This window comes from Sphingomonas sp. CCH15-F11, from assembly GCF_001557005.1.
Classification (GTDB): Bacteria; Pseudomonadota; Alphaproteobacteria; order Sphingomonadales; family Sphingomonadaceae; genus Sphingomonas.
Window position 1 is genome coordinate 1 of sequence record NZ_LSKG01000114.1, and the last position, 16212, is coordinate 16212.

17 protein-coding genes and 1 tRNA gene are annotated in these 16212 nt (G+C 65.5%); 7 read left to right on the forward strand and 11 right to left on the reverse strand.

What is annotated here, in order from left to right:
* Positions 1–193: 193 nt before the first annotated feature.
* From mce to AX709_RS10770, 4 genes are all read right to left on the reverse strand, one after another.
* A complete protein-coding gene (mce, locus tag AX709_RS10760) occupies positions 194–610 on the reverse strand; it encodes a methylmalonyl-CoA epimerase (protein ID WP_066549307.1) in 417 nt (138 codons plus the stop codon).
* Entirely contained in the window at positions 607–1086 is a 480-nt protein-coding gene (locus AX709_RS18635) for a hypothetical protein (RefSeq protein ID WP_156454252.1), read from the reverse strand. The genes mce and AX709_RS18635 overlap by 4 nt, the downstream gene beginning before the upstream one ends.
* A 31-nt stretch (positions 1087–1117) precedes the next feature.
* A complete protein-coding gene (locus tag AX709_RS10765) occupies positions 1118–2644 on the reverse strand; it encodes an acyl-CoA carboxylase subunit beta (protein WP_066481869.1) in 1527 nt (508 codons plus the stop codon).
* A gap of 98 nt (positions 2645–2742) precedes the next feature.
* Positions 2743–2819, reverse strand: a tRNA-Pro gene (locus AX709_RS10770).
* Positions 2820–2995: 176 nt separating this feature from the next.
* On the opposite strand from AX709_RS10770, the gene yajC reads away from it, so the two are divergent.
* From yajC to AX709_RS10790, 4 genes are read left to right on the forward strand one after another with little or no spacing between them, the layout of a single operon-like run.
* Positions 2996–3337 carry a preprotein translocase subunit YajC gene (gene yajC / locus AX709_RS10775; protein ID WP_066481871.1) on the forward strand — a complete coding sequence of 114 codons (342 nt, stop codon included), beginning with the start codon at positions 2996–2998 and terminating at the stop codon, positions 3335–3337.
* Positions 3337–4935, forward strand: coding sequence for a protein translocase subunit SecD (secD, locus tag AX709_RS10780; RefSeq protein WP_066549308.1), 1599 nt, complete (start codon positions 3337–3339; stop codon positions 4933–4935). Before yajC ends, secD begins: the two co-directional genes overlap by 1 nt.
* 13 nt (positions 4936–4948) lie before the next feature.
* Positions 4949–5917: a protein translocase subunit SecF gene (gene secF / locus AX709_RS10785; protein WP_066549309.1), complete on the forward strand. Its 969-nt coding sequence runs from the start codon at positions 4949–4951 to the stop codon at positions 5915–5917.
* The gene (locus AX709_RS10790; RefSeq protein ID WP_066549310.1) at positions 5917–6291 is read left to right on the forward strand and encodes an MTH938/NDUFAF3 family protein; all 375 of its coding nucleotides are present in this window, start codon (positions 5917–5919) and stop codon (positions 6289–6291) included. The genes secF and AX709_RS10790 overlap by 1 nt, the downstream gene beginning before the upstream one ends.
* 334 nt (positions 6292–6625) lie before the next feature.
* On the opposite strand, the gene AX709_RS10795 is transcribed toward AX709_RS10790, so the two are convergent.
* The 3 genes from AX709_RS10795 to thpR form a co-directional block, all read right to left on the reverse strand.
* Positions 6626–7816, reverse strand: coding sequence for a glycosyltransferase (locus AX709_RS10795; protein WP_066549311.1), 1191 nt, complete (start codon positions 7814–7816; stop codon positions 6626–6628).
* A gap of 95 nt (positions 7817–7911) precedes the next feature.
* The gene (locus tag AX709_RS10800) at positions 7912–8223 is read right to left on the reverse strand and encodes a glycine zipper 2TM domain-containing protein (RefSeq protein ID WP_066481894.1); all 312 of its coding nucleotides are present in this window, start codon (positions 8221–8223) and stop codon (positions 7912–7914) included.
* A 947-nt stretch (positions 8224–9170) separates the two neighbouring features.
* Entirely contained in the window at positions 9171–9704 is a 534-nt protein-coding gene (gene thpR / locus AX709_RS10805) for an RNA 2',3'-cyclic phosphodiesterase (RefSeq protein ID WP_066549312.1), read from the reverse strand.
* Between the two features lie 123 nt (positions 9705–9827).
* Here thpR and AX709_RS10810 point away from each other — a divergent pair, with 123 nt between their 5' ends.
* From AX709_RS10810 to AX709_RS10820, 3 genes are all read left to right on the forward strand, one after another.
* A complete protein-coding gene (locus AX709_RS10810) occupies positions 9828–10574 on the forward strand; it encodes a Bax inhibitor-1/YccA family protein (protein WP_066549313.1) in 747 nt (248 codons plus the stop codon).
* 117 nt (positions 10575–10691) lie between these two features.
* Positions 10692–10961 carry a hypothetical protein gene (locus AX709_RS10815; RefSeq protein ID WP_066481898.1) on the forward strand — a complete coding sequence of 90 codons (270 nt, stop codon included), beginning with the start codon at positions 10692–10694 and terminating at the stop codon, positions 10959–10961.
* 72 nt (positions 10962–11033) lie between these two features.
* Entirely contained in the window at positions 11034–11669 is a 636-nt protein-coding gene (locus tag AX709_RS10820) for a hypothetical protein (RefSeq protein WP_197418994.1), read from the forward strand.
* A 111-nt stretch (positions 11670–11780) separates the two neighbouring features.
* Here AX709_RS10820 and AX709_RS10825 read toward each other — a convergent pair whose 3' ends face one another.
* The 4 genes from AX709_RS10825 to AX709_RS10840 form a co-directional block, all read right to left on the reverse strand.
* Complete coding sequence (locus AX709_RS10825; protein WP_066549314.1) at positions 11781–13085, reverse strand: amidohydrolase; 1305 nt, start codon at positions 13083–13085, stop codon at positions 11781–11783.
* A 37-nt stretch (positions 13086–13122) separates the two neighbouring features.
* On the reverse strand, positions 13123–13761 hold the full coding sequence (locus AX709_RS10830; RefSeq protein WP_082731247.1) for a DUF4893 domain-containing protein: 639 nt from the start codon (positions 13759–13761) through the stop codon (positions 13123–13125).
* Between the two features lie 101 nt (positions 13762–13862).
* A complete protein-coding gene (locus AX709_RS10835) occupies positions 13863–14648 on the reverse strand; it encodes a 3-hydroxybutyrate dehydrogenase (RefSeq protein WP_066549315.1) in 786 nt (261 codons plus the stop codon).
* A 178-nt stretch (positions 14649–14826) separates the two neighbouring features.
* Positions 14827–15969 (reverse strand): patatin-like phospholipase family protein, encoded by a 1143-nt coding sequence (locus AX709_RS10840; protein WP_066549316.1) that lies wholly within the window; start codon positions 15967–15969, stop codon positions 14827–14829.
* Positions 15970–16212: the final 243 nt, after the last annotated feature.

Below are 16212 nucleotides of genomic sequence, written 5' to 3' on the forward strand. Positions count from 1 at the left end.
GGGTAGGGGTGTCGCTCAAAACCCCTCTCCCCCTGTGGGAGAGGGTTGCGCAGACTTGGCAGCTCGCTGCCTAGTCGAAGCTGGGTGAGGGGGGTGCGACGGTAGAACCCGCGCGACCCCCTCTCCAACTCCGCCTAGCGCGCCAGCGCGCAAGGCTGCGTATCCTCCCCCCACGGGGGGGAGGGATATGGTCTCAATGCCCACGCGGCGTCTCCATGATCTCGGTCAGCACGCCGCCCATGTCCCTGGGGTGGACGAAGAAAATGAGCGTGCCATGCGCGCCGATCCGCGGCTCGCCCAGCACCCGCGCGCCCTTGGCCTCGAACCACGCCTTGGCTTCGTGAATGTCGGGCACTTCATAGCACAGATGATGCTGCCCCCCGGCGGGGTTCTTGGCGAGAAACCGGTGGATCGGCGAGTCCGCGCCGAGCGGCTCGATCAGCTCGATCTGGGTGTTCGGGGTATCGACAAAACACACCTTCACTCCCTGCGCCGGAAGGTCGAACGGTTCATGGATGCGCGTCGCGCCCATCACGTTGCGGTAGAAGGCGATGCTGTCCGCGATCGACGGCGTCGCAACGCCGATATGGTTGAGGCGGCCGAGGATCATGGCACTTTCCTACGAACCCAACCTAAATCAGGCATGGCAGAGCCTAGGTACTGCGCAGCACCATTCCCAACTCGAATGCGCGTGAGACTTGCGAGATTGAGATGAATTGAAAGGAGCGGCCCTCCTTGGCTTAACCCTCCAGACATGTTTTCGTTTACAGCTTGCCGTATGTCAGGGTGTCCCGCCACGGATAAAAATGCTTGAAATGGTGATTCAATCAACCATACGATTTGATTAGAATTGTTAATCTGCGCCGATATCAAATCGGATTTTGTAATATCTCGCATACGTAAATGCGAATCCATATCTGCTTCGTAAAAGCTTATGTGGAGAGTAGTATTTTCAAGCCAATAATATGAATTATCGTTGGTGGCTAGTTGTATGAAAACTGATTCAAAGGTCGCTATCAGGCCGTACTTGTCCGAATAGAAGCGTTTTAGAGGTTGAGCTGTGATTGAGCAAGAGTCAGCACCCATAGATTAACTCCATCAAAGCTTACGCAAAACGCTAAAGCGGTATATTATCATGCTTCTTCCACGGGTTCTCCAGCTGCTTACCCCGCAGCTTGCGTAGCCCCAGCGCGATGCGCCGCCGGGTCGAGTGCGGCATGATCACTTCGTCCACGAACCCCTTGCTCGCTGCGACGAACGGGTTGGCGAAGCGGGCTTCATATTCTGCCGTCCGCTCGGCGATTTCCTCCGGTGTCCGTCCGCGGAAGATGATCTCGACCGCGCCTTTCGCGCCCATCACCGCGATCTCGGCGGTGGGCCACGCGTAGTTCAAATCGCCGCGCAGGTGCTTCGACGCCATCACGTCATAAGCGCCGCCATAGGCCTTGCGGGTGATGACGGTGATTTTGGGCACCGTCGCCTCCGCATAGGCGAACAAGAGCTTCGCGCCGTGCTTGATGATCCCCGAATGCTCCTGCCCCACGCCGGGGAGAAAGCCGGGGACGTCGACGAAGGTGACGATCGGAATGTCGAACGCGTCGCAGAAACGCACGAAGCGTGCGGCTTTCTTGGACGAATTGATGTCGAGCACGCCGGCCAGCACCATCGGCTGGTTGGCGACGATGCCCACTGTCCGCCCCTCGATCCGGCCGAAGCCGATGATGATGTTGCCGGCGTGGGCGGGCTGCAGCTCGAAGAAATCGCCTTCGTCGACCGTCTTGGCGATCAGTTCGTGCATGTCATAGGGCTGGTTGGCGCTCGGCGGGATCAGCGTGTCGAGGCTATCCTCGATGCGGTCCCACGGGTCGTCGCATGGCCGCTCGGGCACATCCTCGCGGTTCGACGACGGCAGAAAATCGAAAAAGTCGCGCGCGGCCAGCAGCGCCTCGACGTCGTTGTCGAAGGCGAGGTCGGCGACGGACGATTTGGTGGTGTGCGTGACCGCGCCACCCAGCTCCTCCTGCGTCACCACTTCGTTGGTCACGGTCTTTACGACATCGGGGCCGGTGACGAACATATAGGACGAATCCTTCACCATGAAGATGAAGTCGGTCATCGCCGGCGAATAGACCGCGCCGCCCGCGCACGGCCCCATGATGAGGCTGAGTTGCGGCACGACGCCGCTGGCCAGTACGTTGCGCTGGAACACCTCGGCATAGCCGCCCAGGCTCGCCACACCCTCCTGGATGCGCGCGCCGCCCGAATCATTGAGGCCGATGACCGGCGCGCCGACCTTCATCGCCATGTCCATGATCTTGCAGATCTTCTGCGCATGGCGTTCGGACAGCGAGCCGCCGAACACGGTGAAGTCCTGGCTGAACACGAACACCAGCCGACCGTTGATCGTGCCCGATCCGGTGACCACGCCGTCGCCGGGGATGACCTGATCCTGCATGCCGAAATCGGTGCAGTTATGCTCGACATACATGTCGAGTTCCTCGAAGCTGCCGGGATCGAGCAGCACGTCGAGCCGTTCGCGCGCGGTCAGCTTGCCCTTGGCGTGCTGGGCGTCGATGCGCTTCTGGCCGCCCCCCAAACGCGCGGCGGCGCGGCGACGCTCCAATTCGGCGATGGTCGATGACAAAGGGCATCCCTCCACATTTTGCGGCGCTTAGTTCCAGCGACCCGGCGCGGATGCAAGCGCGAATGTGACCGCGCATGTCGCGCAGGGCAGGATATGATTGGTCGGGACGACAGGATTCGAACCTGCGACCCCCACACCCCCAGTGTGATGCGCTACCAGGCTGCGCTACGTCCCGACCGAGCCGGCGCCATTACGCCGATGGCGGCGGGCTGGCAAGCCGGAAACCGGCCGCGCGGTTCGCGGGCGCGGCGACGGGCCGCGATGGTTGCGCAGGCGGCGGCGAGGTGGTAGCGCGCGCCGCTTGATGGAGGCGACGACCGCGCCTCCGCTCCATCCGGATTTTGGCAACCCATGTTCGTAACGCCTGCTTTCGCTCAATCCGCCGCAGCCGCCGGCCCGGCCGGCCCGCTGGGCGGCATCCTGCAGATCGCGCCGCTGATCCTGATCTTCGTCGCATTCTATTTCCTGATGATCCGGCCGCAGCAGCGCCGGGTGAAGCAGCTTCAGGCGTCGATCGCCGCGGTCAAGAAGAACGACCAGGTCGTGACCGCCGGCGGGCTGGTCGGCAAGGTGACCAAGGTCGAGGATAGCTTTGTCGAGGTCGAGATCGCGCCCAATACGCGGGTCAAGGTGGTCAAGATGACGCTCGCCGAAGTGACGCCGGTCGGCGGCGGCAAGCCTGCGAACGACTGATGCTCGACTTTCCCCGCTGGAAAATCTGGGCGGTCTGGGCGACGATCGCCGTCTGCCTGCTGCTCGCGATTCCGAGCATGCTGCCGGAACGGGTCCGCGGCCAGCTTCCCGCCTGGCTGCCCAAGCCGACGATCAACCTCGGGCTCGACCTGGCGGGCGGCAGCTATATCCTGCTCGAAGCCGATACCGATCAGGTCGCGACGACGCGGCTGGAATCGCTGCGCGAACAGGTGGCGACCGAGATGCGTCGCCAGAACCCGCGCATCTCGATCGGCGACATTTCGACGCGCGACAACCGGCTGAGCTTCATGCTGCGCGATCCGTCGCAGGTCGACGCGGCGCGCGAACGGTTGCTGGGCATCACCGGCAGCGGCGCGGGCCTGACCGGCCAGCGCGAATGGAATATCGAGGTGGTCGACCAGAGCCGCTTCGTACTGACCCAGACGCAGGCTGGCCTTGACCAGGCGATCGACCGCGCGATGGCGGACGCGACCGAGGTCGTGCGCCGCCGCATCGACGAACTCGGCACGCGCGAACCGACGATCGTGCGCCAGGGCAGCAACCGCATCGTCGTGCAGGTACCCGGCCTCCAGGATCCCGAGGCGCTGAAGGCGCTGCTGGGCAAGACCGCGCGGCTCGATTTCAAGCTGGTCGATGTCAATGCCGATCCCGGTCAGATCGCGCGCGGCCAGGCGCCGATCGGCAGCGAGATCCTGCTCTATGCCGAGGGCGCGGCGCCGATCGCGGTCAAGCGCCAGACGCTGATTTCCGGCGACCAGATCGTCGATGCGCGTCAGGAATTCGATCCCCAGAACGGATCGCCGATCGTGGCGATCACATTTGACGCTGCCGGTGGCAATCGCTTTGCCCGGGTCACGCGCGAGAACGTCAATCGCCCGTTCGCGATCATCGTCGACAATCAGGTCATTTCCGCGCCGAACATCAACGAGCCGATCCTGGGCGGCCGCGCGACGATCCAGGGCGGCTTCACCGTCGAAAGCGCCAACGAGCTCGCAATCGCGCTGCGTTCGGGCAAGCTGCCCGTTGACCTCAAGGTGGTTCAGGAAAGCTCCGTTTCCGCCGAGCTCGGCGCGGACTCGATCCGCTCGGGCGTGATCGCGGGTGTCGTCGCCAGCGTCGCGCTGATGATCTTCATGGTCGTCACCTATGTCCGCTTCGGCGTTTACACGACGCTCGCGCTGCTGGTGAACGCGATCATGATCCTGGGCATCATGGCGCTGCTGAACGCGACGCTGACGCTTCCCGGCATTGCCGGCTTCGTGCTGACGATCGGCGCGGCGGTCGACGCCAACGTGCTGATCAACGAACGCATCCGCGAAGAGGTGCGGCGACCGCGCGGCACCATCCAGGCGGTCGAGTTCGGCTATAAGGAAGCATCGACCGCGATTTTCGACGCCAATATCACCAACGTGATCTCGGCCGCGATCATGTTCTTCTTCGGCTCCGGCCCGATCCGCGGCTTCGCGGTCGTGCTGGCGATCGGCATCGTCACCTCGGTCTTCACCGGCGTCACCTTCACCCGGCTGCTCGTCGCCGACTGGCTGAAACGCAACCGCCCGAAGTCCCTGAACATTTGAAGGCCCGCCGCCCATGCGCCCGTTGAAGCTCGTCCCCGACAGCACCAACATTTCGTTCCTGAAATGGCGCAACGTCGCCATGTTGATCTCGTTGCTGCTGCTGGCGGCGTCGATCGCGCTGTGCGCGGTCAAGGGCTTCAATCTCGGCATCGACTTCATCGGCGGCCAGTCGCTGCGTGTCACCTTCCCCCAGCCGGTAGCGACCGAGCAGCTGCGCGCGCGCGTCGACGCGCTCGGAATCGGCGAGGCGACGATCCAGCAGTTCGGCAGTCCCAACGAAGTCGGCATTCGCACCCCATTGCCCGATGGCGGCGACGAGGCCGCCGACCAGGCCGTCGCCAAGCTGCGTGCGGCGATCACAAAAGACTATCCCGGCGCGCGGATCAGCGGCGTCGAAAGCGTGTCGGGCAAGGTCAGCCAGGAGCTGTTCCGCGTCGGCGCGATCAGCCTTGCGCTCGCGATGCTGGGCATTTCGCTCTACATCTGGTTCCGCTTCGAATGGCAGTTCGGGATCGGCGCGCTGTTCGCGCTGTTCCACGACGTCGTGCTGACGCTCGGCTTCTTTGCGCTGACCCAGCTCGAGTTCGACCTCAACATCGTCGCCGCGATCCTGACGATCATCGGCTATTCGCTCAACGACACGATCGTCGTCTATGACCGCATCCGCGAGAATATGCGCAAGTACCGCAAGATGGACATGGTGGCGCTGCTCGACCTGTCGATCAACGAAACGCTGTCGCGCACGGTCGTCACCAGCCTGTCGCTGGGCATCACGTTGACCATCCTGCTGCTGCTGGGTCCGGAAGTGATCTTCGGCTTCACCGCCGCGATGCTGCTCGGCATCGTGATCGGCACCTTCTCCTCGGTCTATGTGTCGGCGGCGATCCTCATCTGGCTGAAGCTCAATCCCGACAGCTTCCTGCCGAAGGAGGCGACCGGCGCGGCCAAGGGCGCCGAACGCGTGGTGCGCGAGCAGCCCTGATGCGGCTCGACCGCGCGGGCAAGCCGCAGGGGCCGATGATTTCCGGGATGGGCGCGCGGGGTTTCCGCGTCGATGACGGCATCTATCCCGCGCTGGCGATCACGCCGCTGCGCGCCGATCAATGGATGCCGCCCGCCGTCGACGCGCTCGCCATCGACAACCTGGCACCGCTGCTCGTGCTCGATCCGTTGCCCGAGTTCATCCTGCTCGGTACCGGCACGCGCATGATGCGGCCGCCCGCGGCGCTGGTCGCGGCGCTGGACGCGCGCGGCGTCGGGGTGGAGTTCATGGACAGCCGGGCGGCGGCGCGCGCCTGGGGCGTGCTGCGCGCCGAATTGCGATGGATCGCGGCCGGGCTTTATCCGTTGGGCTGAGCGCGCGCGATCGAGCGATTTGCAACGACAGGCGAACCTACGAGCCAGTCCGCGTCAGAGGATCAGCCAGGCCAGAACGAGAATTGGTACCCAGGCGAGCACGGCGCACAGCAAGATGGTGAAGAAGCGCCGTCGCAGAGACCAGACCGGGACCGGATCGTCTTCCATATCAAATGCTGCAATGCCAATGGAGCGATCGTTACAATATACGATCCTGGACTAATCAACTTCGTAAATACGATACGCTTTTGCCAGCCAATTCGGCGAAACATTTGAACCAAAATGGAGTATTCGCCGGTCGGCTCAAATCTTCCGCTTCACCCGAACGTCTCGTTCAGTTCGCGCGCGTTTGCGGACCCATCGAAGTGGCGACACACGCAGCCAGCATCGTTCGCAGCGACGTGGCATTGGTTTGCCAATCATAGGCTCCGACGGTTTCGGCCACTTCGCGCGGGCCCGGCGGCGCGGAAATCAATTCGGCGATCGCGGCTGCAAAAGCCGCGGGCGTGCGCGGCACGATGCGGCCGGCAGCGGGACGGTCGATCAGCTCGCGCGCACCGCCGGCATCGGTGACGACGATCGGGGTCCCGCAGGCCAGCGCCTCGACCCAGGCATTGGCCAGGCCCTCGCTCGCCGACGCGAGCGCCATGACGTCCGCCGCAGCGTACAGACCGGGCAGCCCGTCATGCGCGACCGCGCCGAGCAGGCGAACGCGATCGGGCACGCCGCGCGCGCGAATTTGTGCGGCGAGGCTGGCATGTTCGGGGCCTTCGCCCGCAATCAGCAGCGATACGCCCGGCAGGCTTGCGACGGCGTCGACCAGGATGTCGTGGCCCTTGCGCGCAACCAGCGCTCCGACGCTGACGACCAGGGGGCCGGTCACCCCCAGCGCCGCGCGCGCGATCGCCGGAACAGCCGGGTGGAAGCGATCATGGTCGATGCCGGTGCGATGAACGCTTACAGGGCGTGTGATCCCGGTGGCTGCCATGTCGTCGGCAAGCGCCTGAGACACCGCCAGCAGATTATGCGCGGCGTTGCCGGCGTCGCGTACCTGGGTGGCGGTTGTCCGGTTCCGCCCCCAGAAATGGATGTCCGCCCCCCGCGCCTTGATCGATACCGGCACGCCGAACCTGCGCCCCAGCCATATGGCGGCCGGACCATCGGGAAAGAAGAATTCCGCATCGATGACATCGAAGGGGAAATCGCGCCGCAGCCGCTTCAGCGCCGGGTGCAGCGCGCGGCTCAGCATCATGGCATGGAAGCGGCCCCCGGTTGCGGGCAGATTCAGAAATCGCGGCCGCGCCACGTCGAGCCCGCGCCACGTCTCGTGATGCGGCAGCGTCGCCAGCGACCGGTAGTGACGCGCACGATCGAGCGGGAAGGGCGGGATGCCGACCGGCGCGACGACGCGCACCTCGGTGTCGGGCAACGCGGCCAGCGCGCGCGTCTGGCGCTCGACGAAGATCCCGAAATTGGGACGCGTGGCGTCGGGAAACAGCGTCGAGAGCGTCAGGACACGCAGCATGCGGGGCGTCTAGCACGCCGGGCGTTAACGTTGCGCGCAAAGTAAACGGGGCCGCGGATGACGCGACCCCGTTCATTTGTCTTTCGTGTCGAAAGTTAGCGGCAGCGACTGCCGCTACGCTCGATCTCGCGGCCGGCCACCGCGCCCGCGGCGGCACCCAGCAGGGTCCCGACGGTGCGGTCGCCACGCGTATCGATGGTGCGGCCGACGAGCGCGCCGGCGACGCCGCCGACCACCAGACCGGTCGTTCCGTCGGGCTTGCGGCAATAGCGGCGACCGTCGCGGCCGCGCCATTCGCGATACTCGTAGCGCTTGCGCGGGTGCGCCTGGACATCGTCGGTCGGCAGGGCCATCGACACCGGCATCGCCACCGCAAGCGCGGCCGCCCCGAGAATCAGTTTACGCATCGTCTGCTCCATCTGTTGTCCTGAATTGCGGAACCAGAACGTAGACGTTCGCAAAAGAGTTGCATGAACGAAACGACAGGAACCCGGACTGCGGGGACTTGCATAGCCGCTGCCGCGATGAGCCGCCCCGTTGAGTAGATGAAACGACACCGATGCGGCGCGTGGGCGGACTTGGCATCGTCCTCCCGACTGACTATCGGGTGCCCGCGTCGCTCGATTTCCGCCACGCCCGGAATCGGCCGGGTTATCCCCGTTATCCACATTAGTCACAGGCTCTCGCAGCCGATTCGCCCTTGGTGCGACTCGTCAAAGGTGACACTCTTTGCCTGTAGCCGAAACGATCGGAACGCGGGAAACCGGGGAAAGATCAGAGGGTTGCGAGGCCTGATGAGCTTATGATCGGCAACGGTCGGACGGCGAAGCGGGTCGGGACGAAAGCGCATCGACCAAGGATCGGGCCGTTTCGGCGGCGCGATGATCGGACGGAAAGCGGAGCGGACCAAGCCCGCCGACGCGAAAGCAGCGGCGGGGAGCGAAATCGGCGGGAAGGGCGCGAGCTGGACCCGTAGATGGAGCGCAGATGGCGGGACAGGCGCTTCGGCGCGGCCCCGTCGTCGGTCGAAAGGAAAGATGTGGGGCCGTTTCGGCGGACCGGCATCGGACGGATCGACCAGGGCGTCGTGCGAAGGGCCGCTCGCGGCACGAACACGGCGTTGCCGCCGAAACCAGGTTGGCGCGGGTGCCTTCGGGAAACTCGGGCGAACCGAAGTCCGGCGACCGGGGGACTGGCGGAAACGCCGGTCCCCTTTTGCGTGACGTGCGGACCGCGTGAGCACGCGTTTTCCCACCGATCCATGCGAGGGTCCCACCCGTTCGCAACGAATGCACGGCATACGAAACACGCCTTGTGCATCGGAGAGCCCGCGTCGCGCGTGCGTGATGTCATGCTATTTGAGCGGATAACGGGCGATCGCCTCGTAACGCGAGCCGTCCCGGCCGAGATGGCTTTCAAACAACAGGAAATGGTCGAGCGTGAAGGGCGGGCTGGCGAGCGCGGCGTTGCACGCGAGGAAGCCGTCGATCGGCCCGGCGCCGCCGCTCATCCGCGCGAGCGTGATGTGCGGCAGATAGGCGCGCCCCTCCGGCGGCAGGCCGATGCGCACCAGCGCCCGATCGATCTTCAGGTGCAGCCGGGTCAGCGCGTCGTGTGGACTAACGCCTGCCCAGAGCGAATTGACGCGCCCGCGCGTGGTGAACTGGCCGACACCGGCGAGCGTCAGGGTGATCGGGGCGAAAGCGATGCCCAACAGCGCCTCGGCGACATCTTCGGCGACGGGCCGCTCGACCTCGCCGATATAACGCAGCGTCAGGTGCAGCTGGCCGTCATCCTGCCAGCGCGCGCGCTCGACCCCACGCATGACGGCGCCCAGCGCGTTGCGGATGGCGGGCGGCGGACGCAGCCCGACGAAAAGGCGGTGCATGGCGGCAGCCCTGTTAACCCTCAATCCCGATGCAGGACGAACCGGTTTTGCTTGAAAAGCAAGGACCGAAGCGCGATATTTCGGGTAACCGGCATCGTTGCCGGGCAAAGGAGTTATTCTGAGATGGCAAACTGGTCTGATCCCCGGACGACCGCCGCCCCCTATGCGACGGCCGCGGGTACGCGCGAGGGCGTGTACGATGCGGGGCTGCGGTCCTACATGCTTTCGGTCTACAACTACATGACGTCGGGCGTGCTGCTGACCGGCATCGTCGCGCTGCTGTTTTCGTGGGGCGGTGTCGAATCGCCGGCTTATACGTTGATTGCATCGGGCGGCCCGATCGCATGGCTCATCATGCTGTCGCCGCTCGCTATCGTCTTCGCGATGAGCTTTGGCCAGGGACGCATGTCGACCGGCACGCTGCAGCTGCTCTACTGGGCGTTCACCGTCCTGATGGGCCTGTCGCTGTCGACGATCTTCCTGCGCTACACCGGCGGCTCGATCGCCAGCGCGTTCTTCGCCACCTCGGCCGGTTTCGCGGGCCTCAGCCTGTGGGGCTACACGACCAAGAAGGATCTGTCGGCGTTCGGCACCTTCCTGATCGTCGGCCTGGTCGGCCTGATCGTCGCGAGCATCATCAACATCTTCGTCCAGTCGGGACCGCTCAACCTGATCATCTCGATCGCGGGCGTGCTGATCTTTGCGGGCCTGACCGCTTATGACACGCAGAAGATCAAGAGCATCTACTTCCAGGTGGCGAGAACCGAGTGGCAGGGCAAGGCGGCCATCATGGGCGCGCTGAACCTCTACCTCGACTTCATCAACATGTTCCTGTTCATCCTGCGCCTGTTCGGCTCCAGCCGCGACTAAGCGCCGGGCGAATCGCAAAAGTGACGAAGGGCCTGGCGGGCGACCGCCGGGCCATTTTTGCTTGGACCGGAACGGGGCGCGGCCACGGTGCGTTGCGGCTGGAAGATGGAGGATGATATGACCGACGACCAATCCCCGCGCGATGCCCAGATTATCGACGAAAAGGCGCTCGACGGCCTGGCGGTTGCACCGCCTGATCCGGGGGCCGAGCCCCCCAAGTCGCCGCAGGGCGACGCCGGCAGCGACCGGGCGATCACCGATCGACTGGAGGGTTCCCCGGATGATGCCGATGCTCAGCTCGACCGCGGGCTGGATGAATCGATGGATGCTTCGGACCCACCCTCCGCCGTGCTGCCCGCCATGCGCGATCGTCCCGCCGGGAACTGACCGGCACCGGCGCGCGCATTCGACCATCCCGCGCCGCTTCGGGCTTGTCTGAAGCGGCGCAGCAATTATGCCATGGCGATCATGGCGTCTCTCAAATCCCCCGTCGGTGCGGCTGCACGCGCACTGCTGATCTTCATCCTGTTCTTCGCGGTCACGCTGGCACCGGCCCGGGCGGCGGTGACCATCACCTTCTGGTCACAGGAATTCGGCAGCAACTTCCCGCATGCCTTCTTCACGCTGAACGGCACGCCCGACGCGGGCGGGCCACCGGTCAACACCAGCTATGGCTTCACGCTCAAGCGGATCTCGCCCGCCGCGCTGTTCGGGAACGTGCCGGGCGACGTCCATGTGACCAAGCAGGACTATATCGACAAGAGCAACGCGCACTTCTCGGTCGTGCTGACCGATGCGCAATATGCCGCGGTGCTGCGGCTGGTCGAAGAATGGGGACCGCGCGGCAACAGCACCTACAACCTCAATCGCCGCAACTGCGTGCACTTCGTGGCCGAAGCGATGCGGCGGTCCGGACTGACCGTGGTCGAGGCGAAAAAGCTGATGAAGAAGCCGCGCAGCTTCACCCAGTCGATCGAGGCGATGAATGCCGCGCGCGTCACCCGGCTCGAAATGCCGGCGGAACGCTATTACGCGACGCTGGGCCTGCCCAAGACGAGTGCGGCGCCGGTGGGCGCAACGGCGCTGGCGCGCTGAGCGACGCGTCGCCGCCGCGCTTAATCCAGCCGTCGCCCCGGTACGGGCCAGGGCCGTTAGAGCGGGAAGCGCGACATGGCCAGCGGCCCCGGCCTGCGCCGGGGCGATCACCTATCGCTTGAGGATGTCGAGCGCCGCTGCCGTCAACGCCTCCGCTGCCGTGCCGAAGGTGGCCTCAGGATCGGGTGCCCAGAACGGGCTGTGCAGCGACGGCAGCGCCGCGCCGCCCGATTGTGCCGCCGCCCAGCGATCCGCCGGCACGCCGCCGACCCAGACGATCAGGCTCTGGATCGACCGGTCGGCCAGATAATAGCGGCCGAAATCCTCCCCCACCATGCTGGCGGGAACGTCGCGCACGCGCTGCTCGCCGAAGCGTTCGGTCAGCAGTGCGCGCATCCGTGCGGTCAGCGGTTCGGTGTTGAAGGTGGCGGGGGTATAGCCGGGCTTGACCGTTACCACCGGCATCCGGTCCGCCGGGATGCCCGCCGCCGCCGCCTCTCCCGCCGCGATGCGCGCGATGCCTTCGAGCAACGTCTTGCGCGCAGTTTCCGAATAGCTGCGCACGGTCAGCTGCAGCCGCGCCTCGTCGGGGATGATGTTGTGCGTCGCACCGCCGTGAAAGCTGCCGACCGTAACGACGCCCGGGTCCTGGGGGTCGAGCTCGCGCGCGACCAGCGTCTGCAGCGTCCCGACGATGCGGGCGGCAAGGACGATCGGATCGCGGGTGGTGTTGGGCGCGGCGCCATGGCCGCCGACACCGCGCACGTGCACGTCGACCGTGTCGACATTGGCATAGATATAGCCGGATTTGATCCCGATCGTCCCGGCCGGCATGCCTGCGCTGTCGTGAAAGGCGATTGCGTGGGTCGGGTGCGGAAAGCGCGTGTAGAGCCCGTCGTCGAGCATCGCCTGCGCGCCCTCGCCACGCTCTTCGGCCGGTTGCGCGATCATCACCAGCGTGCCCGACCAGCGATCCTTCATCGCGGCCAGATTGTGGAGCGTCGCCACCCATGCGGTCATGTGGGTGTCATGCCCGCACGCATGCATCACGCCGGTCTGGCCCCCGCCATCCGCCGCCACGCGGACCTTGGACGCAAAGGGCAGGCCGGTCTGTTCGACCACCGGCAGCCCGTCCATGTCGGTGCGGATCAGCACCACCGGACCCGCGCCGTTGCGCAGCACTGCGACCACGCCGGTGCCACCGACCTTCTCGGTCACCGCGAATCCCGCCTTGCGTGCCTCGGCGGCGAGCAGGGCGGCGGTGCGCACCTCCTGTCCCGCCAGTTCGGGATGCGCGTGGAGATCGCGATACAGCGCGGTGAGCCGGGGCATCTGCGCGCGCGTCGCGTCGGCGACCGCATCGGCATGCGCAGGGGCCGCGATCAGCAGCGGCAGCAGGGCGAGAGCGGTGCGCATCGACAGGGGGTTTCCGGAGGGGAAGGGGTGTTTGGGACTAGGGTGTCGCGGGGACGAGTTCCATCACGTCCAGCGTCGATTCCATGTGCGGATAGGGAAAGACCAGTCGCCACCGCTTGTCGGCAATCCGCTCGACGACGGCAGCCAGGTCGCGCTGGCTGTCGCGGCCATATTGCATCGCGCGCTGTTCGTCGGCCATCATCATCGTGCCGAGAAAGATGCCGCGCGCGCCATTGTCGGGAAAGATCAGGCCGACGGGACGCTGCGATCCGTCGATCTTGTACAGGCTGCTGACATCGCCTTCATGTTCGATCCGGCATGCGAAGCGCGGATAGCTGACATAGTCGAGCCGCCGGTGGCCCTGCGACCCCAGCTTGATGATCCGGCACCGATAGTCGCCCGGCGGCGGCACCGCGCCCGCCAGCGCATGGTCGGGCGAAAACAGGTCGGGATCGGCGGCGATCGCGCCATCATCCTTGCCGCGCGCCTCGGCCAGCGCCGCGAGCCACGCCGAGCGCCAGCGCCGCAGCCGGTCGCGGTCGGTCGGGGTGGCGGTCTGCTTCCATCCCATCGCCGGCGGGGTCGACGGCGGCGCTGCGGCCGATTGCGGCACCGACGTGCCGCTGCAGCCGATCAACGCCACCACCCCGCACAATATCGCCGTCATTCTCGCCATCACGCCACTCATCACGCATCCTCGTGCCCGATGGTAGCAGCGCCGTCGATCATGGCCAGCGCGAAATCAATGCCCGGCCGGGGCGTGTGTGCGGCCAGGCTTCAGGCGGCGGTCCAGCCTCCGTCGACGGGCAGATTGGTGCCCGTGATCGACTTCGCCTTGTCGCGGCACAGGAAGACCGCCAGCGCGGCAACCTCTTCGGGCTGGACGAACTCCTTGGTCGGCTGGGCATCCAGCAGAACGTCGTTGATGACCTGTTCGCGGGTCAGTCCGCGCGTCTTCATCGTGTCGGGGATCTGGTTTTCGACCAGCGGCGTCCAGACATAGCCGGGCGAGATGCAGTTGGCGGTGATGCCGTGCGTCGCCACTTCCAGCGCCACCGTCTTGGTGATGCCGACCACGCCGTGCTTGGCGGCGACATAAGCCGACTTGTTCGGGCTGGCGACCATCGAATGCGCCGACGCGGTAGTAATGATGCGGCCCCAGCCGCGCGCCTTCATGTGCGGAATGGCGGCGCGCATCATGTGCCACGCCGAAGACAGGTTGATCGCGATGATCGCGTCCCATTTTTCGGGCGGGAAATCGTCGATCGGTGCGACATGCTGAATGCCGGCATTGTTGACGACGATGTCGGGGCCGCCCAGTTCGGCATGGCAGCGTTCGACCATCGCCACGATCTGATCGGGCTTGGTCATGTCGGCGGCATCATAGAGCGCATTGGCGCCGCTGGTTTCGGCGAGCTTGGCGCGCTCCGCTTCGATTGCGTCGGCTTCGCCGAAACCGTTGATCATCACGGCCGCGCCCTCCGCTGCGAACGCCTTGGCATAGGCAAGGCCGATGCCTGAGGTAGATCCGGTGATAAGTGCGGTCTTGCCTTTGAGGAACATGGGATACTCCTGTGGTTGGGGGGAGTTCTGTGTCCTTCGATACGCGCCTTCGCCTAAGCTCAGTCGCTACTCAGGATGAGCGGACAAAATCCTGGCTTCATCGGTCCGAACCCGGTCATCCTGAGTAGCCGCTGAGCGAAGCCGAAGCGGCGTATCGAAGGACACGAGCCACGCCGGGTCACTTGCGCGTCAGGTCGAACGCCGCCGTCTTGCCGTCGACGATATTGGCGGCGATCACCTGGGCGTTGGCCATGGTTTCGGTGATGGCGGCGCGCCCCGCCTGCCAATGGTCGCGCATCGTGCGCGCGGAAAACTCGAAATCGCGGCTGCCCCCTTCCCACGCATTGGCGCGGTGGATCAGATGGACGACGCTGACGGGCTGTTCGGTCGCCTGGGCCTTCAGCGCCCGTACGTCGGGATCGTCGCACATCTCGGCGGGCAGCTTGTTGAGCACGCGGCGCATCGTCTGTTGTTCGCGGCGGCGGCGAAGCAGTTCGTTGGAAATCTGGCGCGTGCGGCTGGAATAGCGGATTTCCTTCTCGCGCGCGCTGACGTCCATAATCGTGCGCGGCCGGGTCGAATGGGCGGAAAACAGGTCGACCTGGAACACGAGCATCGGCTCGCGCTGATGATCGAGGACGTGGGTGAGCGGCGTGTTCGACACGATGCCACCGTCCCAATAAAGCTTGCCGTCGATGTCGACGGGCGGAAGACCGGGCGGCAGCGCGCCCGATGCCATGACGTGGCGCGCATCGATTCGACCGTTACGCGTGTCGAAATACTCGAAATTGCCACTTTCGATCTCGACCGCGCCGACCGACAGCCGCACCGGTCCGTCGTTGAGCAGATCCCAGTCGATCAGCGCGTCGAGCGTCTCGCGAAGCGGCGCGGTGTCGTAGTAGCTGAGCGCGCCCTCGCTGCCCGGCGGCGCGAAGGTGGGCGGCACCATGCGCGGGCGGAAGAAGCCCGGCACGCCCGTCGTCGCCACGACGCCGGCCGACCATTCGTGAATCATCTCCCGGACATAATCGTCCTGATAGATCGGGAAGCAGGGCAGGCCCGACGTCACCTTGTCCCAGAAGGCGCGGAGGCGCTCGATACGGCGTTCGGGCGGATTGCCGGCGAAGATCGCGGCGTTGACCGCCCCGATCGAAATGCCCGCCACCCAGTCGATTTCGACCGCGCTTTCGGCCAGCGCCTCGATCACACCCGCCTGGTAGCTGCCGAGCGCCCCGCCGCCCTGAAGGACGAGCGCGACGCATTCGGGGAGCGGCATCGCGGTGCGGGTCCGCCGCAGCGGCTTCGACTCAATATCTGCCATGGCGTCTCCATGCGACGTTGCGTGCTGCGCCGCAACAACGGATCGGTGCGGACTTGCCAAAAAGCGGCATGGCGAAAGCCAGTGCAACGACCTGGTGAATCGCGCATTATGATACCGACCGGCATGTGACGGCATGGCAAAGGGGGAATGCCCGAATGCGTCTCGATGATCTCGATCCCAGCGACAATGTCCGGGAGATGATTCGCGAATGGTCGGCCGGCGTCGTGGCGACGACGGGCGTGC